Source organism: Paenibacillus sp. FSL H8-0280 (assembly GCF_045040665.1).
GTDB classification, from domain to species: domain Bacteria; phylum Bacillota; class Bacilli; order Paenibacillales; family Paenibacillaceae; genus Paenibacillus; species Paenibacillus xylanexedens_A.
The window spans coordinates 1,582,142-1,608,538 of sequence record NZ_CP150296.1; the positions used below are offsets into that span (position 1 = coordinate 1,582,142).

The 26,397-nt window shown below is 46.7% G+C and carries 26 protein-coding genes; 22 read left to right on the forward strand and 4 right to left on the reverse strand.

All coding sequences use genetic code 11. The annotated features are described in order from the left end of the window. The first annotated feature begins 8 nt into the window (after positions 1 to 8). From MHI12_RS06985 to MHI12_RS07040, 12 genes are all read left to right on the forward strand, one after another. Positions 9 to 872 carry a DUF6612 family protein gene (locus MHI12_RS06985; protein WP_341010062.1) on the forward strand — a complete coding sequence of 288 codons (864 nt, stop codon included), beginning with the start codon at positions 9 to 11 and terminating at the stop codon, positions 870 to 872. 144 nt (positions 873 to 1,016) lie between these two features. Then, on the forward strand, positions 1,017 to 1,400 hold the full coding sequence (locus MHI12_RS06990; protein ID WP_405171948.1) for a VOC family protein: 384 nt from the start codon (positions 1,017 to 1,019) through the stop codon (positions 1,398 to 1,400). 161 nt (positions 1,401 to 1,561) lie between these two features. Then, complete coding sequence (locus MHI12_RS06995; protein ID WP_405171949.1) at positions 1,562 to 2,779, forward strand: ParA family protein; 1,218 nt, start codon at positions 1,562 to 1,564, stop codon at positions 2,777 to 2,779. Further along, the gene (locus MHI12_RS07000; RefSeq protein ID WP_405172948.1) at positions 2,776 to 4,080 is read left to right on the forward strand and encodes a CpaF family protein; all 1,305 of its coding nucleotides are present in this window, start codon (positions 2,776 to 2,778) and stop codon (positions 4,078 to 4,080) included. Before MHI12_RS06995 ends, MHI12_RS07000 begins: the two co-directional genes overlap by 4 nt. A 40-nt stretch (positions 4,081 to 4,120) precedes the next feature. Continuing rightward, positions 4,121 to 4,864, forward strand: coding sequence for a type II secretion system F family protein (locus MHI12_RS07005; protein WP_091016179.1), 744 nt, complete (start codon positions 4,121 to 4,123; stop codon positions 4,862 to 4,864). Positions 4,865 to 4,876: 12 nt separating this feature from the next. Further along, a complete protein-coding gene (locus tag MHI12_RS07010) occupies positions 4,877 to 5,746 on the forward strand; it encodes a type II secretion system F family protein (RefSeq protein ID WP_076209457.1) in 870 nt (289 codons plus the stop codon). Positions 5,747 to 5,757: 11 nt separating this feature from the next. Further along, positions 5,758 to 5,946 carry a Flp1 family type IVb pilin gene (locus MHI12_RS07015; RefSeq protein WP_150366477.1) on the forward strand — a complete coding sequence of 63 codons (189 nt, stop codon included), beginning with the start codon at positions 5,758 to 5,760 and terminating at the stop codon, positions 5,944 to 5,946. After that, entirely contained in the window at positions 5,930 to 6,604 is a 675-nt protein-coding gene (locus tag MHI12_RS07020; RefSeq protein ID WP_405171950.1) for a TadE/TadG family type IV pilus assembly protein, read from the forward strand. Before MHI12_RS07015 ends, MHI12_RS07020 begins: the two co-directional genes overlap by 17 nt. Before the next feature lie 91 nt (positions 6,605 to 6,695). Further along, a complete protein-coding gene (locus MHI12_RS07025) occupies positions 6,696 to 8,813 on the forward strand; it encodes a hypothetical protein (RefSeq protein WP_405171951.1) in 2,118 nt (705 codons plus the stop codon). 29 nt (positions 8,814 to 8,842) lie between these two features. Continuing rightward, positions 8,843 to 9,874 (forward strand): pilus assembly protein, encoded by a 1,032-nt coding sequence (locus MHI12_RS07030; protein WP_341010056.1) that lies wholly within the window; start codon positions 8,843 to 8,845, stop codon positions 9,872 to 9,874. Between the two features lie 11 nt (positions 9,875 to 9,885). Continuing rightward, a complete protein-coding gene (locus MHI12_RS07035) occupies positions 9,886 to 10,401 on the forward strand; it encodes a prepilin peptidase (RefSeq protein WP_405172949.1) in 516 nt (171 codons plus the stop codon). 337 nt (positions 10,402 to 10,738) lie between these two features. Further along, complete coding sequence (locus MHI12_RS07040) at positions 10,739 to 12,511, forward strand: DUF6382 domain-containing protein (RefSeq protein WP_405171952.1); 1,773 nt, start codon at positions 10,739 to 10,741, stop codon at positions 12,509 to 12,511. A 12-nt stretch (positions 12,512 to 12,523) separates the two neighbouring features. Here MHI12_RS07040 and MHI12_RS07045 read toward each other — a convergent pair whose 3' ends face one another. After that, positions 12,524 to 13,435: a TIGR01777 family oxidoreductase gene (locus MHI12_RS07045; protein ID WP_036610794.1), complete on the reverse strand. Its 912-nt coding sequence runs from the start codon at positions 13,433 to 13,435 to the stop codon at positions 12,524 to 12,526. A gap of 159 nt (positions 13,436 to 13,594) precedes the next feature. Beyond that, positions 13,595 to 14,062, reverse strand: coding sequence for a DUF2621 domain-containing protein (locus tag MHI12_RS07050; protein ID WP_253506432.1), 468 nt, complete (start codon positions 14,060 to 14,062; stop codon positions 13,595 to 13,597). A 169-nt stretch (positions 14,063 to 14,231) separates the two neighbouring features. Here MHI12_RS07050 and MHI12_RS07055 point away from each other — a divergent pair, with 169 nt between their 5' ends. Both MHI12_RS07055 and purU read left to right on the forward strand, forming a co-directional pair. Next, a complete protein-coding gene (locus MHI12_RS07055; protein ID WP_076209450.1) occupies positions 14,232 to 15,338 on the forward strand; it encodes a deoxyribonuclease IV in 1,107 nt (368 codons plus the stop codon). A gap of 42 nt (positions 15,339 to 15,380) precedes the next feature. Then, positions 15,381 to 16,274 carry a formyltetrahydrofolate deformylase gene (gene purU, locus MHI12_RS07060; protein WP_017689986.1) on the forward strand — a complete coding sequence of 298 codons (894 nt, stop codon included), beginning with the start codon at positions 15,381 to 15,383 and terminating at the stop codon, positions 16,272 to 16,274. 74 nt (positions 16,275 to 16,348) lie between these two features. On the opposite strand, the gene MHI12_RS07065 is transcribed toward purU, so the two are convergent. Beyond that, complete coding sequence (locus MHI12_RS07065) at positions 16,349 to 16,825, reverse strand: hypothetical protein (RefSeq protein ID WP_405171953.1); 477 nt, start codon at positions 16,823 to 16,825, stop codon at positions 16,349 to 16,351. Positions 16,826 to 17,260: 435 nt separating this feature from the next. On the opposite strand from MHI12_RS07065, the gene tkt reads away from it, so the two are divergent. The 5 genes from tkt to MHI12_RS07090 all read left to right on the forward strand — a co-directional run bounded on the left by tkt (position 17,261) and on the right by MHI12_RS07090 (position 22,779). Then, a complete protein-coding gene (tkt, locus tag MHI12_RS07070) occupies positions 17,261 to 19,303 on the forward strand; it encodes a transketolase (RefSeq protein ID WP_036610788.1) in 2,043 nt (680 codons plus the stop codon). A 149-nt stretch (positions 19,304 to 19,452) separates the two neighbouring features. After that, entirely contained in the window at positions 19,453 to 19,770 is a 318-nt protein-coding gene (locus MHI12_RS07075; RefSeq protein WP_017689983.1) for a pyrimidine/purine nucleoside phosphorylase, read from the forward strand. Positions 19,771 to 20,006: 236 nt separating this feature from the next. Then, positions 20,007 to 21,362: a glucose-6-phosphate isomerase gene (locus MHI12_RS07080; RefSeq protein ID WP_017689982.1), complete on the forward strand. Its 1,356-nt coding sequence runs from the start codon at positions 20,007 to 20,009 to the stop codon at positions 21,360 to 21,362. A gap of 176 nt (positions 21,363 to 21,538) precedes the next feature. After that, the gene (locus MHI12_RS07085) at positions 21,539 to 22,171 is read left to right on the forward strand and encodes a YigZ family protein (protein WP_405171954.1); all 633 of its coding nucleotides are present in this window, start codon (positions 21,539 to 21,541) and stop codon (positions 22,169 to 22,171) included. Positions 22,172 to 22,176: 5 nt separating this feature from the next. Then, positions 22,177 to 22,779, forward strand: a complete 603-nt coding sequence (locus MHI12_RS07090) for a TetR/AcrR family transcriptional regulator (RefSeq protein ID WP_017689980.1) — start codon at positions 22,177 to 22,179, stop codon at positions 22,777 to 22,779. A 190-nt stretch (positions 22,780 to 22,969) separates the two neighbouring features. On the opposite strand, the gene MHI12_RS07095 is transcribed toward MHI12_RS07090, so the two are convergent. Further along, positions 22,970 to 23,371 carry a secondary thiamine-phosphate synthase enzyme YjbQ gene (locus MHI12_RS07095; protein WP_076327247.1) on the reverse strand — a complete coding sequence of 134 codons (402 nt, stop codon included), beginning with the start codon at positions 23,369 to 23,371 and terminating at the stop codon, positions 22,970 to 22,972. 347 nt (positions 23,372 to 23,718) lie between these two features. On the opposite strand from MHI12_RS07095, the gene cysT reads away from it, so the two are divergent. Genes cysT through MHI12_RS07110 form a run of 3 tightly spaced genes read left to right on the forward strand, consistent with a single transcriptional unit; the run spans position 23,719 to position 26,394 of the window. Further along, positions 23,719 to 24,534, forward strand: a complete 816-nt coding sequence (gene cysT, locus MHI12_RS07100) for a sulfate ABC transporter permease subunit CysT (RefSeq protein WP_017689978.1) — start codon at positions 23,719 to 23,721, stop codon at positions 24,532 to 24,534. Next, a complete protein-coding gene (locus tag MHI12_RS07105; RefSeq protein WP_017689977.1) occupies positions 24,531 to 25,328 on the forward strand; it encodes a sulfate ABC transporter permease subunit in 798 nt (265 codons plus the stop codon). The genes cysT and MHI12_RS07105 overlap by 4 nt, the downstream gene beginning before the upstream one ends. Before the next feature lies 1 nt (position 25,329). Continuing rightward, entirely contained in the window at positions 25,330 to 26,394 is a 1,065-nt protein-coding gene (locus tag MHI12_RS07110) for a sulfate/molybdate ABC transporter ATP-binding protein (protein WP_036610770.1), read from the forward strand. Positions 26,395 to 26,397 lie beyond the last annotated feature (3 nt).

The following is a 26,397-nucleotide window of genomic DNA, read 5'->3' on the forward strand; positions in this document are numbered from 1 at the left end:
ACAACAACTTGAAGAAGTGGACTACATTATTTATCGGGGCATTATTAGCAGTGAGCTTAGCAGCATGCGGTAACGATACAGATAATACGGCAACGCCGCCAGCGACTAACAACGAAACATCTAACGAGGGTAATACACCTGCAGAGCAGGAAACAAAGATCCCTACCTTGGACGAATTGATTACCAAAACCAATGCAGCAACCAAAGAAATGAAAAGCTTCACAACTGAAGCAAACATTGATCAGAATCTGAAACTGGATGCTGGTGAACAGTCCCAGGATCAACAGGTTAAAACATCGCTCAAGATGGATATTATCAAAGATCCAATGATGATCTATCAAGAGATGAAAATGGAAATGTCGGGACAGGAAGCTCAGAACGTGAAGCAGTATATCACATCGGATAAAATCTACTCTCAAGTTGGGGATCAATGGGTTGCGATTCCTGAAGCTCAAACCAAGGAACTGGTTGAGCAGATGAAAGCAAGCATGAATCCGGAAGGTGAATTGGAGCAATTCAAAAAGATCGAAGAAGATACTGAAGTGACCGAAGAAGGCGACAATTATGTGATTAACGCTGACGTATCCGGTGATAACGTGAAGGAACTGGCCAAAGCCGTGATGGAGCAAAACGGATCGGATGCCCAGATGCAAGCCATGCTTGATCAGATGAATATCACCAGCATGAAGATGAAATACATGATCAACAAAGAAACCTATTTGCCTGCAAGTACGGACGTAACCATGGTCATGGAGATGGAACAGAATGGACAGAAAATGACGATGGATATGAAGATGACCAGTACGTTCTCCAACCAGGATCAAGTGGAAGAGATCAAGATTCCACAAGAAGCATTGGATAGCGCTAAATAAAACAGGCACCTCTGAACTAGATCTGTGTGAGCCGAGAGGTTTACCGGATTAGAATCAGGGGTGTTTTTCTGTTTAACGGAGATTATGGTCAGGATTCAAGGTGTTATAGTATAGTCATATTGAAGTAGAGAGGGGAGATAAAAGATGATTGAATATGCACACATCCACCATGTTAGTCTGGCTGTACGTGATCTGGAAATCGCGAAGAAATTCTATTCGGGGTTACTGGGCATGCAGGAGATTGAACGTCCGCCTTTCCGCTCCACAGGTACATGGTATGCCATCGGTAGCCAGCAGCTTCATCTGTTACAGCACCCGGAGGGTCACACGTTACGCGAAGCTGGTATTGATACTACAGACGGTCACTTTGCGATCTGGGTCACCAGTTATTCAGGGACTATAGCCTGGCTGGAGCAGCAGGGAATTGAGTATGAAGCGAGACCTGACAGTGTGGCTGGATTCGCACAGATTTTTATACTTGATCCGGACCGTAACATTATTGAGTTCGATTCACCCTACAACTCTTAAGGAAAAAGGGTTAGAATAAATCCCTTGCTCCCCCAGAAATTGTATGCTATATTATCCATACATTCATAGCACGTGACGGAAGCACCGTCCATATACTGCATATTCATGCGGTTATTGGACGGTGCTTTTTTTGTGCTTTTTGACAGGGAGGGAAGGAAAAATTGATTGTACTGAAGGTTGTTCTGGTTTCAAAGGATAGAGATTACATTAGCGCCTGGCTTGATTACGTACAGGGAAAATCGGCTGGTCTTCATGTGCGTTTCACGGCATTCTCCCAAGAAGATTCGTTCAGGGATCACATGAATGAGCAAGAGGGTCGGGAATTGCCGGATCTGGTTATTGCGGAACCGGAGTTTTTGAATAACTGGCTGAATAACGGGGGAGAAGCATCGGGTGTACCTTGGTTGATGCTTAGTGAAGGGATGGACGAAGTGGATGAGGCCAAGCGGCTGATGAAATATCAGCCCTTGCCTGCTTTGCTGGATGCTGTGATGCATGCTTGCCGGCAGCCACGCCGTAAGAAGGTTCACCATCCGGGGCAAGAGACTCTCTCCATCGGTGTAGTATCCGCTTCAGGTGGAAGTGGCAAAACGGCAGTGGCCCTGCATATGGCGAAGCAATTGGGACTTGCAGGTTATGCTGTTCTCTATCTGAATCTGGAGACGCTGGACAGCACGTTCCCGTTTCTGGAAAAGGGACTAATTAGAAGTGGGCAGCGTCACCCAGATGCGGAGACGGGATTGTCCCGCCTGTTATACGATCTGAAGGTGGGCAGGAAGGAATCCGGTAAGCAGTTACAGATACAATCGAAGGGCGTAGATGGATATGTGGTCCGACATGAAGCGCTGAAATCCGATGTGTTCTGGCCATTATCGAATCGGAAAGAACTGTTGCAAATGACTCGTGAGGATACGTCGAATCTGCTTCGTTATTTAACGGATTGCGGACAATATGACGTGTTGATTCTGGATGGGGATTCCGGTTGGGATGGGCGCAGTGAAGGGGTTCTGGATGCAGCAGATGCATTTGTCTGGTTGGTCGAGGATGATATATCTGCCATGCATCGATGGGGACAATGGTTACAGCATGCTGAGCGTACGAAACCAGATTTATACGAGGGTATGCTGGAGCGTTCACGCTTTGTGGTTAACAAATATCGGGACAATGTCGTTAATGCACTCCCACGCCCTGATCTGCATCTGGATGCAGTGTTGCCCTATATCCCTTCTTGGAAGCAACTCAGTCAGGAGGAAGTCATGCTTAGTTCTCCGATCTTCCAACGTGAAGTGAAGAGATTATGTGCCATGCTGGTACAAGATGGCGAAGAAGAATTGAAGCAGACAGGACGAATTCAGAAGCAGGATCGGTGGGCACTATGACGGATTCATCCAATCGAATACTGGATCGTGAAGAACAGTTTCAGATGATGCGCAGGGAAGTCAGGGCTGGCCTCGATTTAACCTCTTCCGCAGGAGATGATGAACTGTGGCAGGGGATAGAACGCAAAGTTCTCACTGACCCGAAGCTGGATGATCTGACCTCAGGAGAGCGTCATACGCTGGTACAGCGATTGTTTGATTCCTTTCGTGGATTAGATATTTTGCAGCCACTTGTGGATCATCCGGATATTACGGAAATTATGATCAATAGTCACAAGGAGATTTTTGTGGAGCAGGAAGGTGAAGTCAGCCAGATCACCCTCGAATTTGAGTCTAGGGAACGGCTCGAGGATATTATCCAGATGATCGTGTCCGGGGTAAACCGGATTGTGAATGAGTCTTCTCCAATCGTAGATGCCCGTTTAAAGGATGGTTCGCGGGTCAATATCGTGTTGCCTCCTATTGCCTTGAAAGGCCCCACGATGACGATTCGTAAATTCCCCAGTGAACCGATGAAGATGTCTGATCTGATTGAAAAGGGAGCCCTGCATGAAGAAGCGGCAGAATTATTGCAGCAATTGGTACGGAGCAAATACAACATCTTCATTGGAGGCGGGACCGGGTCGGGAAAAACGACCTTTCTAAACGCCTTATCGCAGTTTATCCCTGCCGATGAGCGAATTATAACGATTGAGGATTCGGCTGAACTACAGATTGTTACGGTACCGAATCTGGTATCACTGGAGACGCGGAATGCCAATACCGAAGGCAAGGGGCAGATATCTATTCGGGATCTGATCAAGTCTTCCTTACGGATGCGTCCAAACCGGATTGTGATTGGGGAAGTCAGGGGCGCAGAAGCGCTGGATATGTTACAGGCCATGAACACTGGCCACGATGGATCATTGTCTACAGGGCATGCGAATACCATCTCGGACATGATCAGCAGACTCGAAACGATGGTGCTCAGCGGTGCAGATATTCCTATTGCGGTTGTAAGGCAGCAGATTAGTTCAGCAATCGATATTTTTGTACATCTGTCCCGGCTACGAGACCGCTCACGGCGGGTGACAGAGATTAGTGAAGTAATTGGCATGCAGGACGGTGAGGTTATGCTGAATCCACTGTTTCGTTTCCATGAACAAGAAGAGCGTGAAGGCAAAATTATTGGTGGGTTAGTACAGGTTGGAAAGTTGAATCAGGTGGATAAAATTCAGATGGCTGGGCTCGGGGAATGGCTGGATGGATACATAGAACAATATAGTGTTGAAAAAGATTTGTCAGATAACAACGTGAATTAAAGCCATTGGAAGGTGATTACTGTTGGGTGAAGCCAGACAGATGTTGACGGATTACACCGTATATACGCTTTCCCGGAGACAACGAATGGTCTGTATGCTGATTAGTGGTCTGCTGTTTTTTGGCATCGGAATTCTGTTCTACCATCACTGGTTGGCTGGAGCGATCCTGGCTGCGGGTTGCATATGGGTACCAAAACATTGGACTAAAGTGCTGTTGGAACGAAAAAGAATGACACTCAGTTTACATTTTAAGCAAGCATTATATGCGTTATCTTCGGCACTGGCCGCAGGAAAATCGGTGGAAAATGGATTCAAGGAATCCGTAGAGGATCTGCGGATGTTGAACCCGGAAGCGGATACCGATCTGATTCGTGAGTTCACGATATTGCGGACACGGATGGAGTATGGACAACCAATCGAAGAGGCACTACAGGATTTTTCGGATCGGGCTCAGATTGAGGATATTACGAACTTTGCAGATGTGTTCATTACGTGCAAACGAACTGGCGGGGATCTGGTTGAGGTTGTGCGTCGTACCTCTGCGGTGATTGGTGAGAAGCTGGACATTCAGCAGGATATTATGGTCGCGGTATCGCAGAAAAAATTCGAATCAAAGGTGATGTTTGCCGCTCCATTTATTTTTCTGATATTCCTCAATCTGACCGCCAAGGACTTTATGGAGCCGTTATATAGCGGGATGGGGTACCTCATCTCTAGTGGTGCATTGGCAGTACTCGCCTGCTGTTATCTGTGGATTAATCGCATTATGGATATCAAAGTATAAGGAGCTGAAAAGATGCTGCTTCCCGTTATAGTCGCAGGGATGCTCGGAGCGGGATGGCTGGTGCTGGATCGAACTCGGGGACAGACCTACCGGCATCTGCGCAAGCTGGATATGGAAGGATTACGACTGAAAAAATTGCATGGCCCCTTCCTGTTTATATTGGACAAGTTTGAGATTGGACGCAGATTGCCAGTGCTCATGTTTCGAATGCAACATGCCATTCAGAAAATGTATGGCATACAGCACAGTGGAGAGAAAACGATGCTGTATTGCGCTGAAATGTTGACCTACACGTGGCTCATGCTGCTGGTGGGCTGCCTGTTATCACTCGTTGGAGATATGGGCATCGGAGGTATGGTAGGTGGGCTTGCGCTCGGTGCAGCATTGCCTTTTGCGCTCTACAAAGACCTCAATACGAAAGTGCAGCGAAGAGACCAGGATATTCTTATGGAACTGCCTGAGCTGCTGAACCGAATTGTACTGCTGGTTGGCGCAGGGGAGACCGTGCAACGTGCTATCGTTCACTGTGTCACAAGCCAGGGGGAACGGGATCATCCGCTGTACAACGAACTCAGAAAGACAGTGGGGGATTGGAATAACGGTTATTCGTTTCAACAATCATTTGAACAGTTCAGCCGCCGCTGCGGTGTACAGGAAGTGACGATTTTTACGACAACGGTGCTGCTGAATTTCCGGCGTGGGGGAGGTGACTTTGTATTGGCGCTGCGGGATCTGTCACATGTGTTGTGGGAGAAACGCAAGGCTGTCAGTCGGGCGAAGGGAGAACAGGCTTCTTCCAAACTGGTGTTTCCGATGGTACTGATCTTTTTTACGATTGTGGTCATGATCGGGGCACCTGCTTTTATGATGATGAATATGTAGGAGGAATTGGGATGATGGAAGTGTTAAAAAACAAGGTAAGCGCATTTTGGAAAGAAGAGGACGGACTCGGCACGTTGGAGCTGATTCTGATTATCGGGGTTATTATCATTATTGCTTTGATTTTTAAAGACCAAATTAAAAAATTGGTAGAAAGACTGTTAACTAATGTGAGTAATAAAAGTAATGAATTCTTCGAATAACAAGTTCAAAAAGGAAGAAGGGAGCTTCACCGTTGAAGCCTCCCTGATCTTCCCTGTCGTGCTGTTTATTCTTGTGTTATTACTCTTCTTCACCATGTACATGTATCAAAAGACATTCTTGAATCAGCATGCTTATGCAGCTTCCGAACGTGCAGCCTATAGCTGGGACAACAGCCACAAGCAGGCGATGACAGGTGAATATGTTGTTGGAGAACATGACAATCTGTACTGGAGACTGACGGACGATCGTATGCTTGGAGCACTGTTTGGCTGGGCGGGAGCGGATAATCAGGTTAGCGTCTCTATACCTGCTGGTGAAGGTGGAAGTCTCTCGGAACAGAAATTAGCACAAGCGGTGCAGCATATGCCCTCAGCTATGAAAGGAACAATTGAGTATCAGAATTCTCTGATTCAGCGGAAAGTAACAACCAAGCTGGAACAAGTAATTTCTTTGCCTCTTCCTTCTTTTTTGTTCGATTCAGGTAACCGTGTCCTCACTCAAGGATCGTCCGCAGTTGTTGAACCGGTTGAATTCATTCGAACGGTAGATTTAATCCGGTATTACGCAGCCAAGTTTAAAGGAAAAGGCGGTGCGGCGACCAGTACAGCGGCAGAAGCTGGACAGGTTGTGCAGCATTTTGGCAAAAGCAAAAAGTGAGAAAAGGAGGAGGGCGGAGCTGTTTAGAAAAAAAGACGGTGAGTCGGGAGCCGTAACCCTTTTTTTAATATTAATATTGGCCGGAGTTTATATGTTTGTCGCTATATTTATTGATTACGCTCGAATAGCGGCATTCAAGGTGCAGACCGAACGAATGACACATGCTGCAATGAGATCCGTCATGTCAGCCTATGATACATCACTCCGGGAGTATGGTTTATTTGGGTATGGCGACAGCAGCGGGGATGCGATTATGGCTAAAGTGCTGAACGATAGCGTGAAGCCTTCATCCGTAAAAGATGGATTCCCCATTATGGATATCCAGTGGGATACAACTACGCTGAGTATGGAGCGCGAACTGGGCAGATACGATATATTTAATCGCCAGATTCAGGAGGATATGAAGTATCGGGCTCCGGTTGATTTTACCCTTGAAGTGATCAATCGGTTCAAACCGATATCAGACGAGATGAAGGAAGCTGCACACACGGTAGACTTGTTGAAAAAATTACAGAAGTTATATGACAAACGTGAAGAATTACTGGATGAAGCCATTGCCAATCAGACGGAATCCGCGGAGAAACTGAAGAATCTTCCAAAGTTGATCATGGACCCGCCTTCACAAGCCATCTATGAAGAAATGTTGGAAGAAACACCAGAGACAGCTGCCGAGGCAGCAGCACGTTATGCAGATTATCTGAACAAGAAACAGGCAGATGAGGGACTGCCGTTCAGAGAGCAACAATACATATTGGAACTGGCTCGTTATCGGACTGGTGTTGGTAATGTGGTGACAGGCATCAGCATGATCATACAACCCGCGTTACAGGCCCATCAAACGAAGCTGGAAGAAGCACAGTCCAAAATCGAAGAAGCGCGCAAGATCAATGAGGAAATGAAACGTGTGATCGCGGAGGGGGAGAACCGTTCGCAGAATGCGAGCTATGACAACGTCGGCAACTCGAATCTACCTGGGACGAGTCCTGCATCTGCTGGATCAGGCAGTGAAGCTAAAAGCACACGTTCCCTCGCCTCGGAGCTTGTGAGGGCAGATAGCCTATTTGATCAGTTGAAGGTACGGGTTGTTTCCCAGAATTCGGACTTCTCTAACGTCAGAAGAGACAACATGGAATTGAATACACAGCTTCGCAGTGTCACGGCCATAAGCGGTGTTCCGATTAAACCGGCGGTCAGACAGGCAAGTCAGGTTACGGAACGATATATGGACACCTATGTACGTAGCGGTCCTGCCAATCTCATCCAACAGAGTAAACAGCAGCTGGAGAGTGGTCGTGGGTCGGATGCCCAGCGCAAAGCGAATGACAAAGAATCCAAAGGGAAATTGAAGGAAGTCAAACGAATCTTGTCGCAGATTCAGAATGGAAGTTCGGGGTCCATGGACGCTTTCAAACAGTTGGAGGAATATTACAACACTAATATTTCTTTTAACGAGGCTAGTCGTGAGGAAGCCAAAAAGGCAGAGATTGCTGGTGATCCCTATGACTCGGGTGGCGATGCCATGAAGGGAATGGACAGTTTGTTTGGTGGGATGTCCGGTCTGCTGGACAGTCTTGGCGACGAATTATTTCAGAATGAATATGCTTTAGCCTATTTTAATTCCATGGATTTTGGTCAGTTATTTACCTGGATTGAAGGTGGTGGAGATGCTGGTGATGTCTTCAAACTGGAGAATCAGGAACTGGAGTATATCGTTTACGGGTTTCACAATCCTTCGGGTAACATCGCTGCGGCATATGCGGAGATATTTGGGATGCGGCTGGCTATTCGGACGGCAGAAGGGTTAATTGAGCACAGCAAGCTGGGGAATCCACTTTTGGTATTATCGGCGGCAATCTTATACGGGATTACAAACGCCATCGCGGATATGGTGAAACTAGCAAAAGAGGGCAGTGTGGAATTGTCCAAGTATATCAAAGTCAAACTGTCGTACAGGGACCATCTCCGATTGTTCCTATTGATGCATAGTAACAATGAACGCAAAATGTCCAGAATGCTGGCGCTAATTCGATTGAATACCGGTGTGAATCCAGATGAGAAACAGACGTATGCTTCGGGTAACATGCGTAGTAGCATCAAGCTGTGGTTTTTACCAGGGGTGGTTAGAAGCATAGGTGCAGTTATGGGTAGTGCGGACCAGGTTGAAGATGGGCGATTTTTCATTGAGCGGAAGGCGGATTATTCCTATTGAATAATTAGGATCGTTTCGGTGGAGGGATTATGGACAAGCAGCAACATTACGAAAAAGATAGCGCACAATTTCAGATTCGTTTAACAAGAATAATCAGATTGCAGCGTTTGAAGTCTCTCAAAAAGCAGATATGTTCTCCGAAAAAGGAACAGGGTAGCATGGTTCTGGAAGCCTCACTAGTGTTACCTGTCTTCTTGTTCTTTATCATGTTTCTCATCTTCATAGTGCAAATGACTCTAATCTCCACAGCGTTACAAAGCACAGCGGGTGAAACGGTGAAGCAGTTATCAACGAAAATATATCCCGTTTCCCTTGCATTCACACCTTCTGATTCTGCCGGAGAAGAAGGTTCTGGAGGGGGTTGGAAGATACCAGAGTTATCTCTGACGGAATGGGCAGAAGGTTATGCATCTTCTCTACCCGAGCCATTAAGTGATTGGGTACGTTCAGCTGCGGCCAGTGGTGAACAGCCACTACAGGAGATCAAGACATCCGTCTTGGAAACCGTACTTGATCCCATGGTAAAACCCCTGCTTCAACCATTCATTGAACCAACTCTACTGGATATGGAACGTGTGCATGTGAATGGTATCTCCATCCCTGATCTTAAAAACAAAACAAATCCATATTTCCGAATTGAACTGAGTTATGAATTGCCGGTAAAAGTCCCCTTTCTCAGTAAACCGCTACGGATTCAGGCTGCTGCGGCAGAACGGGTATGGATTGGAGATACCGGAGAAGGATCAGATGGCAGCGCAGGTGACGGAGATAATGCGGGTTCAGCATCGGTGCTGTCGAAGCCTGACCCGGCATACATAGGCAACAATGCAACGATCAAGGTGAAGGTAGAACCAGGAGCGACAGCCAACTTAACGATATTTTACAAGTCAGGTGAAAGTTCTGCGAAGCACATCGGCTGGGCTACCGCAGATGAGAATGGAATTATTGAATGGAACTGGTTTGTTGGTACTCGGACAACAGAAGGAACATGGAGTTTTGTTGTCGAGACAGGGGACGGTGCCAAGACGGAGACTACGTTTAATGTGGCCTCCAGAAAATAAGGAAGGGGATGATGGAGGTGGAGTGGTTTTACTTTGCCTGTGGCATATACGTCATTGCAGCTTTTATTACAGATATTCGTTCAATGAAAATTCCAAATCGATTGACTTTACCCGTGACTGTTGCTGGCGTATTGGCCCATATCATATGGGGAGGTTGGGATGGTTTCTTGTTTTCAGCCGCTGGATTTGCAGCAGGTTTTGGCATTTTGTTTCTGATGTATGCGATTGGAGCCGTAGGGGCAGGAGATGTGAAATTGTTTGGTGGAATTGGTGCATGGACGGGACTTACTTTTGGCATTCATGTCATTATTTACTCCGTTTTGTACGCGGGCGCAATTGGTCTAGTAATACTTCTATTCCGTAAAGATTCAGCGAAACGAATTCGAGGCATGGCAGGTAGTCTTGCAGGTTTTTTCATGCTCGGTTCGCTCAAGCTGGTAAACAAAGAGAAGACATTGAAGTTTCCGTTTATGCTGGCGGTGTTACCTGGATTTATCACGGTGCTTGTCTCAGGACTTTTCCCTTGATATCAGGAGTCTGGAAAACGTTAGGATAACAGTGATCGAAGATAGCACTGCGATTGGAGTGGAAGAGTGTGGTGTATTGTAACTCAACTTATATCAACTAAACTTTTTACACGAGAACGGAGAGGACGGAAAAAACCTGAAGAAGCGGAGCTAAAAGCTTTCTGAAAGAAAGCTGCATCGGAAGCATATGCTTCGCCATTATCCCCGGATTTTCCCCTTTACCAAGGGAATCAAGAAATCTGGGGATAACAGCGATCGGAAGGTTGTTCCGTCATCGAAGTACTCAGTGTAACTTTCTTTAGTTGATCCTATATAGCAATGGAAAGAGAGGATTGGCATGTATGGATTAACGAGAGATTTTATTCGTAACGGCGGAGCGTTCATGGTTTTGGAAAAAGCAGAAGGGTTACGAATGGAGGAATTAAGCCGGGTACAGATGGGGATGTTGTCCTCCAATCAGATTCCGCGACTTCTTCCTGTTCATATACGGGAAGTCGATCGAAATGTAACTTTGCAGTACGACATATCAGGGTACAAGATGTTATCCCAGATGTTAAAGTCAAGCAAAATCAAATTGCGTGTTCTGTATGGTTTGTTGTTCCAACTAGCTGATGCCTTCACGGAATGCCGGCAATATATGCTGGAGCCTCGTAAATTATTGATCCAGGAAGAGTACTTGTTCATCAACGGTTCATTCGAACAGGGTGAGCTTGGGATGGTATATGTACCAATCATGGATACGGTTGAAGTTGATCCAACGCCTCAGCAATTCCGTGAGCTGGTGATCAGGCTGATGGCACATGTACAGGAACTGCAGGGAGAAGGCATTCAGCGTGTTCTGCAGTTATGTGACAACGAACGCTGGGATATCAGACAGTTGCGCGAGCTTTTGCTGGAGTTATACGCTGACGAGCAAGAGAATGGAGGAGGCGCAGCATTTCTCTCGTCCAGAACTTTGGACACACCCAATGATTCAAGAGGTGATCCTCATTCGTCGATTTCTGAGCGAGATAGCAGGCTAGCCGCTGGTACTTCTCGGCCATATCAACCCGGTGCTCCCGTTCAAAATACTCCTGTGGGGCCGCAACTAAATTTCCGACTGCCGCAGAAAACAAGTGAATTCGAGGTTGAAGACATTCCGGTGAGATCTCGAACCTTCCCAGGCAGGCGCTCACCTGAGCAATTTCCATTAGAGAGTTCAAACGGTATGGATAAGAGAGGAAGTAACTCGTATGATTCGCTAGAGCGTGTTGATATGGAAGTGGAGGAGAAGCCTGGATCTTCCAAAGTAACCTATATCATATTGGGCTGCATGGTTGCCATGGCATTGGTATGGAGATTTATTTACATGGAGCAACCGGGACAGACACAGATGATCCTGAGCATGGTACTCAGCCTTGGCTTGCTTGGTGTAGCAGGATGGACGTGGAAGCGCAAGGGAAGCCCTCATAATGACTCAGAGAATAAGCGGTCTTTTTCATTCAATTTAGGTAAGAACAAAGGCAAGCAAATGGAAGATGAAGAGGAGCAATTTCAGGAGAGTTGGCGCTGGAATACAGCTGAAAGGCCAGCGGAACGCATAAACCAAATGGTTGCATCCGCCTCAGAAGGTGGTAGCGAGCATTCCCGTTTTCAAAATTTGCATATGATACCTGAACACTCCGAACCACCGTTCGTTCAGCGCCATGTGGAAACGGTAGCTTCAACCTCAGAGCTAATTCGTCAGGATGCAGTTGCGGAGGCAACCGTGAATTTGCAGAATCTGAGTGGAGGTAATGCTACAGGGGCAGGCGAGGTGATGGCGTCTTATTATCTTGAAAGAAGATCGGGAAGCAGTGACCAACATGAACGGATGGATGTGCAGGGAGCATCTTTTGTCATCGGAAGATCAGCAGACATGGTTCAGTGGGTGGACACAGCGACCGGCGTGTCCCGTGCTCATGTGGAATTGAGCCGGAACAAATCGGGCTATGTGATTAAGGATCTGGGTTCCGTCAATGGAACCATTCTTCAGGGCAATATTCTTGCTCCGTATAAGGAGTATCCATTGGCGGATGGAGACACATTTACACTTGCGGAATCAGTCTACACTTATCGGTCGGTTGGATAAGGCATAGTTCAATCAGTCAGATAAGCCACGGTGTTTCAGATCTTCCAGTGCCTGGGTTAAGGTTGGGAAGGTGAACTGGAATCCGTGGTCGAGAGCTTTTTGCGGAATGACTCTCTGCCCTTGAAGCACGACAACAGATAGTTCGCCGACCAAGGTTTTAATCAGGAAGCTGGGTACGGGGAACCAGTGAGGGCGATGGTACACTTTACCGACTGTACGACCGAATTCATCATTGGTGACAGGGTTCGGTGAGGAAGCATTGACCGGACCTGACACTTGTTTATTTTGAATGCTAAAATCAATGAGTCTTACGATATCCATAATGTGAATCCAGCTAGTCCATTGCTTGCCACTGCCGATCTTGCCACCAACACCCAGCATATAAGGAAGTTTCATCAATGGAAAAGCACCTCTTTTATGTCCAAGAACCAGACTTACCCGGATTTTGACGAGTCTTACATTTTTGATTGCATCTGCAGCAACTTCCCATTGTTCCGAGACCCGGGACGGGAAATTCATTGATTTTTGCGGACTGCTTTCGTCAAAGGTTTCGTTAGGAGAGGTTCCATAGATGGCCATGGCAGAAGCCTGAACGACGACTTCCGGCTTTTGTTCCAGGGATTCCACCAATCGGGCTACCCGCGCTACGGTCGTGACTCTGGATTCAACAATCTCCAGCTTCGCCTTGGTTGTCCATCGTTGATTCAGCGTTTCTCCGGCAAGGTTAACGAGAGCGTCCATACCTTCCAGCAAGTGAGGTTGTTCTTCGACTTGTTCCCACGATATATATGTAAGATTTTTACTTGGATTATGCAAGTCAGGCAGTTTTCGTGTAATAACTTTCACATGGTGCCCGGCTTGCAGCCAGTAATCTACAAGTGCTCCTCCTACAAATCCGGTACCTCCACAAATGGCAATTTTCATATCAAACATCCTCTCTGTAAGTTCACTGCGCTGATACATACCGTTGGATCGACAAACAGCCCCGTACGGTAAGCAATGCCTGTTGGGAACAACTTACCTGACGGAGCATATCTGTATCTAATTAACCAAATCTATATGCCACTTAACTCATCTTTTATTTTATTTAATCAAATGTTGATAAGGGGAATAATCGATTTTGTTTTTCTCCAAAAATTTTACCAAAAACTTATTATCCCGCTTCGGTGTGGCAATAATGTATCCTTTGATGCAATGATCTCTCGATACTTCCGTGGCATTGTCTTCAACTGCAATCTTACCGATCTCTGCTGCAATGGAATGTTTGGCGATGTCACGAAATGGCCCGGGCACAGGCTCCACTAGTTGATCCAAAAAAGCTTTGGCTTCATCTGTCCATAAATGACGGCTGGCTTCAACCCAATAATTCTGCCAATCCAGTTTGGACTTTCCGTCTGCTTTTGGTAGCACTTTCAAAAACTTGCGCATCATAAAAAATCCACCGATACACATGCTCCCAAGCAATAAAAAAGTCCAGAATGCGATCGTATTCATAAACCAATTGCTGGGGGAATAGCTGGTCAGTATCATCGCGTAGGAGTCGAAAATCATTGCGGAATCACCTCGGTTCATTGATTTTCACGGAAAGACGGATTCCGCCCACCATGTTCCACATATTAGCTGTAAAAAATAGCCTCTATCCCGAATTATAGCGCATTTCTAGATTTATTTCGATAATCGCGTTAGAATAAGGGATAATTCAGATTAAGGGGGATCAATAATGCTGAAAATCGGCTCCCACGTGTCCTTTTCGGACAAGGGATTATTGAGTGCAACGAAGGAAGCGTCCTCGTACGGTTCCAGTTCGTTTATGATATATACGGGTGCACCACAGAATACACGTCGCAAGCCAATTGAGTCCATGTATATTGAAGAAGGCAAGGTAGCCATGCAAGAGGGTGGAATGGAAGATATCGTTGTCCATGCACCGTACATTGTTAATCTTGGCTCATACAAAGATAACACGTTTAGACTTGCTGTAGATTTCCTTCAGGAAGAGATTCGTCGGACACATGCCATTGGTGTGAAAAACATCGTATTACATCCCGGCGCATTTACAGACAAAGATGCCCACTATGGGATCGGACGGATCGCAGAAGGGTTGAATGAAGTGCTGGAGGGTGTGAAAGAGACGGATGTGAACATCGCTCTGGAGACCATGGCTGGCAAAGGTACGGAGATGGGGCGCAGTTTCGAAGAGATCGCCCAGATCATTGAGAAAGTAACGTATAACGAGCGCCTGACTGTGTGTATGGATACATGCCACATTCATGATGCCGGATATGATATCGTTAATGATTTTGACGGTGTACTGGAACAATTCGATCGTACGGTAGGACTTGACCGCATTGCCGTAATGCATATTAATGATAGTAAGAATGCTGTGGGTGCGCATAAGGACCGTCATACACCAATTGGTTCTGGCTGGATCGGGTTTGAGGCGATTAACCGCATCGTCAACCATGAGAAGCTTCAAGGACGTCCATTTATTCTGGAGACACCTTGGATTGGTAAAGAGGCCAAGACACAGCGTCCAATGTATGAGGTGGAGATTGCGCTGCTTCGTGGGGATGTTGCCGGTCGATTCGGCCAGGATTTCCTGACAGAAGTAGAACAGTTGCAACACTTTTTCAAAGGTAAAGAGATTGAGTCTCGTTCGTATATTCTGGATGTGTGGACGTTGCTCAAAAATGATGCCAAAGCCAAAAAGGCAGATCCGCGCGAACCGCTGGAACGCCTCTATGACATGGTGACTGAAGCTGCTTTGTTCCCGCATTTGAATGAAGAACAACTGAATCATCGCTTGATTGCATGGCTTGCGGGTTAACCCCGCAGGTCATGGCTTAATTGAAGGAGGAAGAATAACCCGATGGAGATCCACGCTAAACAAGTACGCCCTGATTCTAAAAACCGCGCTGATCGTGCGCGCATGCTTATTTCCTGTCCGGATGGTCCAGGAATTGTAGCTGCCGTTTCTCACTTCCTGCACCAGCATGGTGCAAACATTGTTCAGTCGGACCAATATACAATGGACCCTGCTGGCGGCATGTTCTTTATGCGAATTGAGTTTGATCTTCCGCAATTGTTGGTCAATTTGCCGAAACTGGAAGCCGATTTTGCAGAAGTAGCAAGCCGTTTCCAGATGGAATGGACGTTATCTGCGGTTAGCCGCAAGAAGAAACTGGCTATCTTTGTATCCAAAGAAGATCACTGTCTGGTTGAATTGTTGTGGCAATGGCAGGCAGGCGACCTGGATGCAGATATTGCGCTTGTGGTCAGCAACCATCTGGACATGAAGGATTATGTAGAATCATTTGGCATTCCATATCATCATATCCCAGTTACAGCAGATACGAAAAAAGAAGCGGAACAGCGCCAACTGGACGTCATCGGCAACGATGTGGATGTGATCATTCTGGCTCGTTACATGCAGATTATCTCTCCGATGTTCATTGAGCATTACCGCAATCGAATCATTAATATTCACCATTCGTTCCTGCCAGCCTTTGTTGGTGGTAAACCGTATGCGCAGGCGTACAACCGTGGTGTTAAAATCATTGGTGCGACAGCGCACTATGTTACGGAAGAACTGGATGGCGGTCCGATTATTGAACAGGATGTGCAGCGTGTAAGCCACGGGGACGATGTAACCGAGCTGAAGCGTATTGGACGTACCATTGAGCGTGTTGTGCTCGCACGTGCAGTGAAATGGCATGTCGAAGACCGTGTTCTTGTTCATGAAAATAAAACCGTTGTATTTTAAGCTCACGCTTTAATACTGTGCAAGGTTGATTCGGAACCACGTAATAGACTAACAAAAAAGCGACCCCAATTCGTTTACGAAGCGGGAGTCGCTTTTTTTGTATACACATACTTTCCGCACAAGCCAAGCACAATACCGAATAGCAGATGTCCTACAATCCAGTAGATGATGGCGGACACATCGTACAGGTCTGGCACACGTGATGACAATTGAGAGAGTGGGATATAGAGCAGGGACGAGACTGCACCAAGTAAAATTCCTTTGTTCATAGGGCAGCCTGAATGCCTTACCCACCACAGATAGAAGATACCGATGACAACGGACACGATGAGATGCAAAGCAAATTCAATGAATTCGGGTAAGGTTGCCGGAAGACCAGGCACAAAATCAATATTCAGCAGCAGAGTATATACTTGTTCACCAGTGTTGGCCTGAATCATTTTGAGGAAAAATCCCAGGACAACTCCCGAGAGAATTCCCGTTAAAATACCGGATATCCAGGGTAATGAATGTTTTACGGATGGGGATGGGTGAGCAGCAGGATCTGGCATGATCGAGACCTCCTATGATTGACGCATGTACATTTGAGAAGTAAACTACAGCCCGAATTTCGTAATCCATATTAAGGAACATTATATGTGAATTGAGGATGAATATCTAAAAAATGCATGGTTTTCAGGTAAAAGGTTATACTTCATGCGATGGATTTGCGAGGCTCCTTAAGTCTGCTTTTGGAATTTAGTACCTTGTACAGTACGATTTTTGCTTGATAGGCCAAGGATTATTCATCACAAACCACCGATTTTTCACGAACTTCTAAAAGAAGGTTATGGAAAAGCTTCACGCCAAGTGATACAATACAAAAGTGAATAAGTCAAAATGAAACACTCAAGCGGATTCACTTATTGTGAAATTCGGTTTGCTTGTATGATGAGAGGGATTCGCTTGCGCACCCGACTTATCTAAAGACATGAGGAGGACAAACCATGACTGACAAGAACGAAGCGATTCAAAAGGACGAGAACACTACAATCGACAACCTGTCGATTACTACCGTACGTACTTTGGCGATTGATGCAATTGAGAAGGCAAATTCCGGACATCCGGGTATGCCTATGGGCTCCGCTCCAATGGGGTACCAACTTTTTGCAAAAACGATGACTCATAACCCGGACCACCCAACTTGGGTTAACCGGGACCGTTTTGTCCTGTCTGCAGGACATGGCTCCATGTTGTTGTACAGCTTGCTGCACCTGAGCGGATATGATCTTCCAATGGAAGAACTGAAACAGTTCCGTCAATGGGGAAGCAAAACTCCGGGTCACCCGGAATTCGGACATACTGCAGGTGTTGATGCAACAACCGGCCCACTGGGTCAAGGTATTGCAATGGCTGTAGGTATGGCGATGGCTGAAGCTCAACTGGGCGCAACATACAATAAAGACAAATTCAACGTAGTTGACCACTACACTTACGCAATCTGTGGTGATGGTGACTTGATGGAAGGCGTATCTCATGAATCAGCTTCCCTGGCTGGACGTTTGCACCTGGGCAAACTGATCATGTTGTTCGACTCCAATGACATCACGTTGGATGGTAAATTGGATCTGTCTTCTTCCGAAAGCATCGCGAAGCGTTTTGAAGCTTATGGCTGGCAAGTGCTGCGCGTTGAAGATGGTAACGATCTGCCTGCAATCGAAAAAGCAATTCAGGAAGGTCAAGCAGATACACTGCGTCCTACACTGATCGAAGTTAAAACGGTTATCGGTTATGGTAGCCCGAACAAACAAGGTAAAGGCGGCCACGGCGGTACTCACGGATCTCCACTGGGTGCAGACGAAGCCAAATTGACTAAAGAGTATTACAAATGGGTTTACGAAGAAAACTTCCACGTACCAGCTGAAGTTCGCGATCACTTTGCACAAGTGAAAGATCGTGGTATCTCTGCTAACAAAGCTTGGGACGAGAAATTTGCCGAGTACAAAAAAGCCTTCCCTGAGCTGGCTGCTCAATTCGAAACAGCGATTAACGGCGACCTTCCAGAAGGTTGGGACCGTGATCTTCCTAAATATGCAGCAACAGACAAAGCTCTTTCCACTCGTGTAGCATCCGGTAACGCTCTGAACGGTCTGGCGCACAACGTGCCACAACTGACAGGCGGGTCTGCTGACTTGGAAAGCTCCACAATGACTCACTTGAACAACCTGGAGAACTTCACACCTGAAGATTACTCCGGCCGTAACATCTACTTCGGTATCCGTGAATTCGGTATGGCTGGAGCAATGAACGGTATGGCACTGCACAGTGGTGTGAAAGTATTCGGAGGTACGTTCTTCGTATTTACCGATTACCTGCGTCCGGCTGTTCGTCTGGCTGCCCTGATGGGATTGCCTGTAACGTATGTTCTGACTCATGACAGTATCGCTGTTGGTGAAGATGGTCCTACGCACGAACCGATCGAGCAACTGGCATCCCTGCGTATCATTCCTAACCTGACGGTTATTCGTCCGGCTGATGGTAATGAAACTTCGGCTGCTTGGGCTTACGCGCTTGAGAACAAGAGCAACCCGGTTGCACTCGTACTCACTCGTCAAAACCTGCCGATCCTGGAAGGTACCGTTGAAGGTTCACGTGAGAACGTGAAACGTGGTGCTTATGTTGTCTCTGATGCAAAAGATGGCAAAGCGGTAGCACAAATTATCGCTACAGGTTCTGAAGTGCAATTGGCTGTTAAAGCTCAAGCAGCACTTGCAGAACAAGGCATCCAAGTTCGCGTAATCAGCATGCCAAGTTGGGATCTGTTCGAGAAACAAGATAAAGCTTACAAAGAGTCTGTTCTTCTTCCGGATGTTAAAGCTCGTCTTGCGATTGAAATGGCTTATCCAATGGGCTGGGAGAAATATGTTGGAGATCAAGGTGACATTCTCGGAATCAGCACATTTGGTGCTTCCGCGCCTGGCGACCGTGTTATCCAAGAGTATGGCTTTACAGTGGATAACGTGGTTAGCCGCGTAAAAGCATTGCTGTAATAGCTTCATAAGCGCTGCTATGGTTGGGAGGGCGTCATGTTGTCCTGATCCATGGCAGTAAGTTATTTCCGCAGAGATGGGCGGTGATTCGTTATCGCCCTGATCTGTTTTGCCTTTTGTTTTCATTAACTTCAGGGGAGCGGGTACGCATGTCACAATTCGATCAAGTCAGTGTAGTGAAAGAGGCCAACATTTATTATGATGGTCAGGTAACCAGCAGAACGGTTATTTTGGGGGATGGCAGCAAAGTGACTCTGGGCATCATGCTTCCAGGCAGTTATGAGTTCGGTACGGATTCCCGTGAAATTATGGAGATTCTGTCCGGAGATCTGAAAGTATTGCTTCCCGGAGAAGAAGAGTGGCAAGAGATTCAAGGTCAAGCTACGTTCCACGTGCCTGCCGAATCCAAATTTAAACTGGAGATACGCAGCGTTACTGACTACGTCTGCTCGTACCCGGCGGAATAACATAAGAAGGGTAAGCAGAACCGCAACCCGCGGATTCGGTTTACCCTTTTTGCTTCTTGAATTCTAACGACAAAGTTCGAGCTGCAAGCTTGTCAGCCCCGTGGATTTGAAGTATCCTTAAGGCAAGTTGTTTAGAATGGAATACGGACATAATATAAGAGGTTGTTCAAAAAGTCCGCTTTTGATTACAAAGTTTGAACACGCACTATAACCGAAATCAGGAGGTTTTTGAGATCATGGCAAAAAAAGTGACATTTGACTATAGCACGGCATTGCAATTTGTAAATCAGCACGAAGTGGACTATTTCGCTGAACCGATTCGTCTGGCTCATGAGCAGCTTCACAACGGAACAGGAACAGGCTCCGATTATCTGGGCTGGATTGACCTGCCAACGGCTTATGACAAAGAAGAGTTCGCTCGCATTCAAAAAGCGGCTGCCAAAATCCAAAGCGACTCCGAAGTACTGATCGTTATCGGTATCGGTGGATCATACCTGGGTGCACGTGCAGCGATCGAAATGCTGACTCACTCTTTCTATAACAATCTGCCAAAAGACAAACGCAAAACGCCTGAAATCTATTTTGCAGGAAACAATATCAGTTCCACATATGTAACTCATTTGCTGGATCTGGTTGAAGGTAAAGATTTCTCCGTTAACGTCATCTCCAAATCCGGTACAACAACAGAGCCGGCAATTGCTTTCCGTATCTTCCGTGCAGCACTGGAAGAGAAATATGGTAAAGAAGAAGCTCGCAAACGCATCTATGCTACAACAGACAAAGCACGTGGTGCACTGAAAGAGCTGGCAAATGCAGAAGGATACGAATCTTTCATTATCCCTGATGATGTAGGTGGACGTTACTCCGTTCTGACAGCTGTAGGTTTGCTGCCAATCGCAGCAGCGGGTATCAGCATCGAAGAAATGATGCAAGGTGCAGCTGATGCATCCAAAGAATACAGCAACCCGAACGTAGCTGAGAATGAAGCATATCAATATGCTGCAGTTCGTAACGCATTGTATCGCAAAGGCAAAGGAACTGAGATCCTTGTAAACTATGAGCCATCCCTGCACTTCGTATCCGAGTGGTGGAAACAACTGTTTGGAGAGAGTGAAGGTAAAGACTACAAAGGGATCTATCCTGCATCTGTTGATTTCTCTACAGACTTGCACTCCATGGGTCAATTCATTCAGGAAGGTAGCCGGAATATTTTCGAAACTGTTATCCAGGTTACTGAAGTTGCAGAGCATATCTCGATCAAATCCGATCCGGACGATCTCGATGGTTTGAATTTCCTTGAAGGCAAAACCATGGACTTTGTTAACAAAAAAGCGTTCCAGGGAACACTGCTTGCACATACGGATGGTCAAGTACCAAACCTGATTGTGAACATTCCAGATATGACTCCATATTCTTTCGGATATCTGGTATACTTCTTTGAAAAAGCATGCGGTATCAGTGGCTACCTGCTGGGCGTCAATCCATTTGACCAACCAGGCGTGGAAGCTTACAAGAAAAATATGTTCGCATTGCTGGGCAAACCAGGCTTTGAAGAAGAGAAAGCAGCGCTTGAAGCGAGACTTTCCGAATAATTCATCGGTCTGCTCATATAGTTGAATAAGGTAATGTAAATCTAACCGGGAATCATTGTTCGTGTAAAAGGCAGGGTTCCCGGATATAGATAACCAGGGCAGTTCGTCCGCGTTCGCGCGGTGAACTGCTTTCTTGTAAAATGGACTCAGGAAAAGATCAGAAAGTTGGATTTAGGATGATTGAACGTTATCGCACGGTTCGAGGACCGGGCAATCTGGAAATTGTAATCAAGAAGTCGCGATTTATCGGTCATATTATGCCGGTCACGACAGAGGAAGAGGCTGTTGCCTTCATCGATGAGATCAAGAAAAAACATTGGAATGCAACTCATAACTGCTCTGCATACATGATTGGGGAGCGGGACGAGATCCAGAAGCAATCCGATGACGGGGAACCTAGCGGAACAGCAGGGAAACCTATTCTTGAAGTAATCAAAAATCAGAAATTAACAAATGTGGCAATTGTGGTTACGCGATACTTCGGGGGAATTATGCTTGGAGCTGGCGGGTTAATTCGTGCTTATACGGATGGAGCTGTAGCAGCCATTGAAGCCGGAGAAGCCATTACCAACGTGCTGCATCGTGAAGTGTTTGTTGAACTCGATTATACGTGGCTGGGTAAAGTGGAAAATGAGTTAAGAAGCCGGGAAGTCCGTACAGGTGAAACTGGATTCACCGATAAGGTTACGTTGACTTGTCTTCCGCCGGATAGTGAAACCGAGGCTTTTATAGCCTGGATCACGGATTTGACGCAAGGGCAATCCCGGATCACGGAGGGACAGCGGCTTTATTTTATTGAAGGGGAATAAAATATATGGCTAGAAGAGCAGTCGAACAGGAGTTGTCGAGGGAGCGGATACTGGAGGCGGCGAGGCACCTTTTTATTACCAAAGGATACCGCGCCATTTCGATGCGAAGCATCGGCCAGCATCTGGGCTATAGTCATGGGTCGCTGTATTATCACTTTAAGGAAAAGGCAGAGCTGTTCTATGCCATCGTGGTTGAAGATTTTAATCATCTGGGGCATTTACTGCTGCAAGCCATGGTCAGGCCGGTTCGTGATGATGTGAGCAAGGTAGAGCACATTATGATGGAGTTTATTCGCTTTGGTCTGGAGAACCCCTATCAATACGAAATCATGTTTATGATCAGGGACGAAGAACTATTGTCTTATTGTCGTACCGAACAGGGACGTTGCTTCGAATTGTTTGCATCGATTATAAGGCAGTATATGAATGAAGAGAACTGTACGGAAGAGGATATTCAAAGGGTACCGCGTACGCTATTTTTGGCTATGCACGGATTCATTTCTTATTACATTCAGGACCGTTTAACGTTTGTGGAGATTGAATCGTCTGCGCTGTCTCATGTCAAAGTGCTGTGCCGCAATCTGGGTCAGCAGCCTGGCGTCCAATAATGGCGCTATTGTTGCACCCCTACACTTCAGGGCGGTGATTTGTCATAACTTTAATTCTTTATAACGTTATCTCGCGAAAGTTAATATGCGCAGCAGACCAAGTCAGGCGGCTCCGACCCGAAATGAGGGTGGACCGCCTGTTTGTGTTTGCAAAAATGAATGAGTAGGTGGCAGGTCTGTTGCGCCGAATCTAACCTTCCATGATTTTGAGAAAATACTCCCGCTCACGTGGTCCATCGAATTCACAAAAGTAAATGCCTTGCCATCGGCCAAGCAGCAATCTGCCTTCATGAATAATCACCGTCTGTGATGGCCCCGTTGTGATCGATTTGAGGTGAGAAGCTGTATTACCTTCGGCATGTCGATACTCGGGATGCTCCCAAGGGTACACTTCGTCCAGGCGCAACAATACATCGTGTTTCACATCCGGGTCTGCATTTTCGTTGATGGCGATACCCGCCGTCGTATGTGGACAGTAAATGAGCACCGTCCCATTCTGGACGCCACTACTCTGGACAACCTGCTTTACGTCCCATGTGATATCCTTCATTTCATCTCGTGTGGAAGTGGATATATTCTTCGTATATAACATGTTAGATCACTCCTTATCATCTCTGTTCTTACCCTCGATTGTACCTTAACCACTACATACCAAACAAACCACATATGTAAGGTGAAAAAAGTAAATCGCATCATAACGGAGAGTACAGAAATAACCTGAAGTGATTTTATTAATTAATCTCATATGTGGCCCAATTATATTCAATAAAAGCATTGACGATTAGCACTGCAAACTGGTAAAGTATCAGAAAAGCAAAACCAAGTAGACTAATGGGAATAATATTAAAGTAATATCATCCAACTTAGGAAAAATGTCGCATTGAAGTCAGGAAGACTGCCGACCGGAGTTAAAGCCGGAGGCTGGGAGGGAACGCAGCAATGAATACCGTTCTTCGTCATAAGGGATGGACTTGGGGATTTCGCAGTACCGTATTGTTATATTTTATCGTACTTATTGTACTTCCAATCATCGGTGTGTACGTCAATTCCTTCTCCGAAGGATGGAGCAACTTTGTTCAGAGCATTATGGACCCCATCGCGTGGAAAGCCGTACTGCTGACTATTCGGCTGGCCGTGATTGCCACGCTGATTAATGTGGTTTTGGGCACGATGATCGCCTGGGTGTTGACAAGGTATCGCTTTGTGGGCCGATCGTTTCTCAATAGTCTGGTTGATCTCCCGTTTGCACTGCCAACAGCGGTGGGCGGCTTGATGATTATGTTGCTTTTGGGTCCGGTCAGTGCCATCGGGAAACTGGCAGAATCCATGGGATTTGAGATTGTATTTCACCAGCCCGCCATTGTTATCGCGATGACCTTTGTCACGTTTCCGTTTGTTATCCGTGCAGTGCAGCCTTTGCTGGAAGAAATTGATCCTTCGGAGGAAGAAGCCTCGTATACGATGGGGGCATCCAAGGCTCGCACGTTCATGCAGGTTATTCTGCCGTCCATGGCACCTGGCATGATCAGTGGGGGGATGCTGGCTTTCTCGAGAGGACTGGCTGAATTCGGGGCTGTTGTGCTGGTGGCTGGTAACATTCCGGGAAGAACACTGACCGCTTCCGTATTTATCTACGGGGAGATTGAAAGTGATAATCCAACGGGAGCCGCTGCTGTATCCGTGTTGCTCCTGACGCTCTCCTTCCTGATCCTCTGGCTGATCAATCTGGTGCAGATGCGGGGGAGAAGACGATGAGACGACTGTTAATCGGACTGACGTTTGCGGTATTTATTGTACTGTTGATCATCCCGCTTGGCCGCATTTTTATTGGCGCATTTGAAGACGGGGCAGGTGGATTCCTGAAAGGGCTGATGCGCCCTGAGGCGTTACACGCTTTGATGATGACCGGACTGGTTGTCCTGGTGGTCACCCTGTTAAATACATTGTTTGGCATCATGATGGCTCTGTATCTGGTTCGTGCCGGCTGGCTGAGTGAACGGATAAAAGGGCTGCTGAACAGCATTGTAGACCTGCCTTATGCCGTATCTCCTGTCATTGGCGGCTTGATGATTGTGTTGATGTTGGGACCTAACAGCATTATGGGCGCTTTTTTTGAAGGGATTGGATTCAATGTGGTCTATGCCTTCCCAGGTATGGTGATCGCAACGTTATTTGTTACCTTTCCACTGATGGTCAGAGAGGTTATGCCTGTCCTCCAGGAACTCGGTTCTCAGCAAGAGGAGGCTGCATCTACACTTGGCGCCTACGGCTGGAGAACGTTCTGGAGTGTAACATGGCCTTCGATCCGCTGGGCGGTAGTGTATGGTCTAGTCTTGACGGTTGCGCGCTCGCTTGGGGAATTCGGTGCAGTGCTGGTGGTATCCGGTAATATTATGAATAAAACCCAGACCGCAACAACCCTGGTGTACCAGGATGTTGAGAATTTTAATGTAGCTGCCGCAAATGGTGTGGCATTGGTGCTGGTCACCTTCTCCGTCGGGCTGCTGCTCATGATGGAATGGGCCAAGAAGCGAAAGGAAGTGCATTGATATGCATGTAGAAGTCCGTGATCTGAACAAACATTTCGGTGATTTTCATGCGGTAAAAGATGTCTCATTCGATATTGCCAAAGGCCATCTGATCGGTCTGCTTGGACCCAGCGGAGGTGGGAAAACGTCCATTCTGCGGATGCTTGCGGGTCTGGAGAATCCGGGTTCCGGAGAGATTCGCTTTCACGGAAAAGTCGTGAACCATCTGCCTCCACAGGAGCGGGGCATCGGATTTGTATTCCAGAACTATGCCTTGTTCAAACATATGACGGTATTTGAGAATATTGCTTTTGGACTCAAGGTCAAGAAGACGCCAAAAGCCCAGATCCGTGATCGGGTGATGGAACTTGTTGAACTGACCGGGTTAAAAGGTTTCGAACAGCGCTATCCACATCAGTTATCTGGTGGGCAGCGTCAACGTGTTGCTTTTGCCAGAGCACTCGCCCCTGAGCCACAGCTGTTATTGCTGGACGAACCGTTCGCGGCCATTGATGCCAAGATCCGTCAGGAACTGCGTTCATGGTTGCGGGAGCTAATCGAGCGGGTAGGAATCACTTCGATATTTGTAACGCATGACCAGGATGAAGCGATTGAAGTGGCGGACGAGATTATGATTATCAGTCAGGGTCGTCTGGAACAGAAGGGCACACCTTGGGATATCTACAAAAACCCGCAGACACCGTTTGTGGCTACATTTATCGGGGAGTCTACGGTTGTGGAGGATGCCTCCCAGTTGAAAGGATTCGAACATGCCGTCGAGGGTGAACATACCAAAGCGTTGATTCGACCGGAGTATATTGAGATCGGCTTGAAGAACGAGTTCACCATGTTGTCTGCAACGGAAAAAGGTACAGTCAAACATCTTCATTTCCGCGGTAGTGAATGGATGGTAGAGGTGGACGTACAGGGTCATAAGTTAATCACATATCGTTCCCTGGAGAAAACGACATTGGAGATCGGTCAACAAATTCGAGTCCTTGTACACCGTGCGTACCTGTTCAATGACTCCAACAGTTGGGTGGTTGAGAACCGACTGAAGGAAGATCCGATGCCGGTGATGATTTAGATC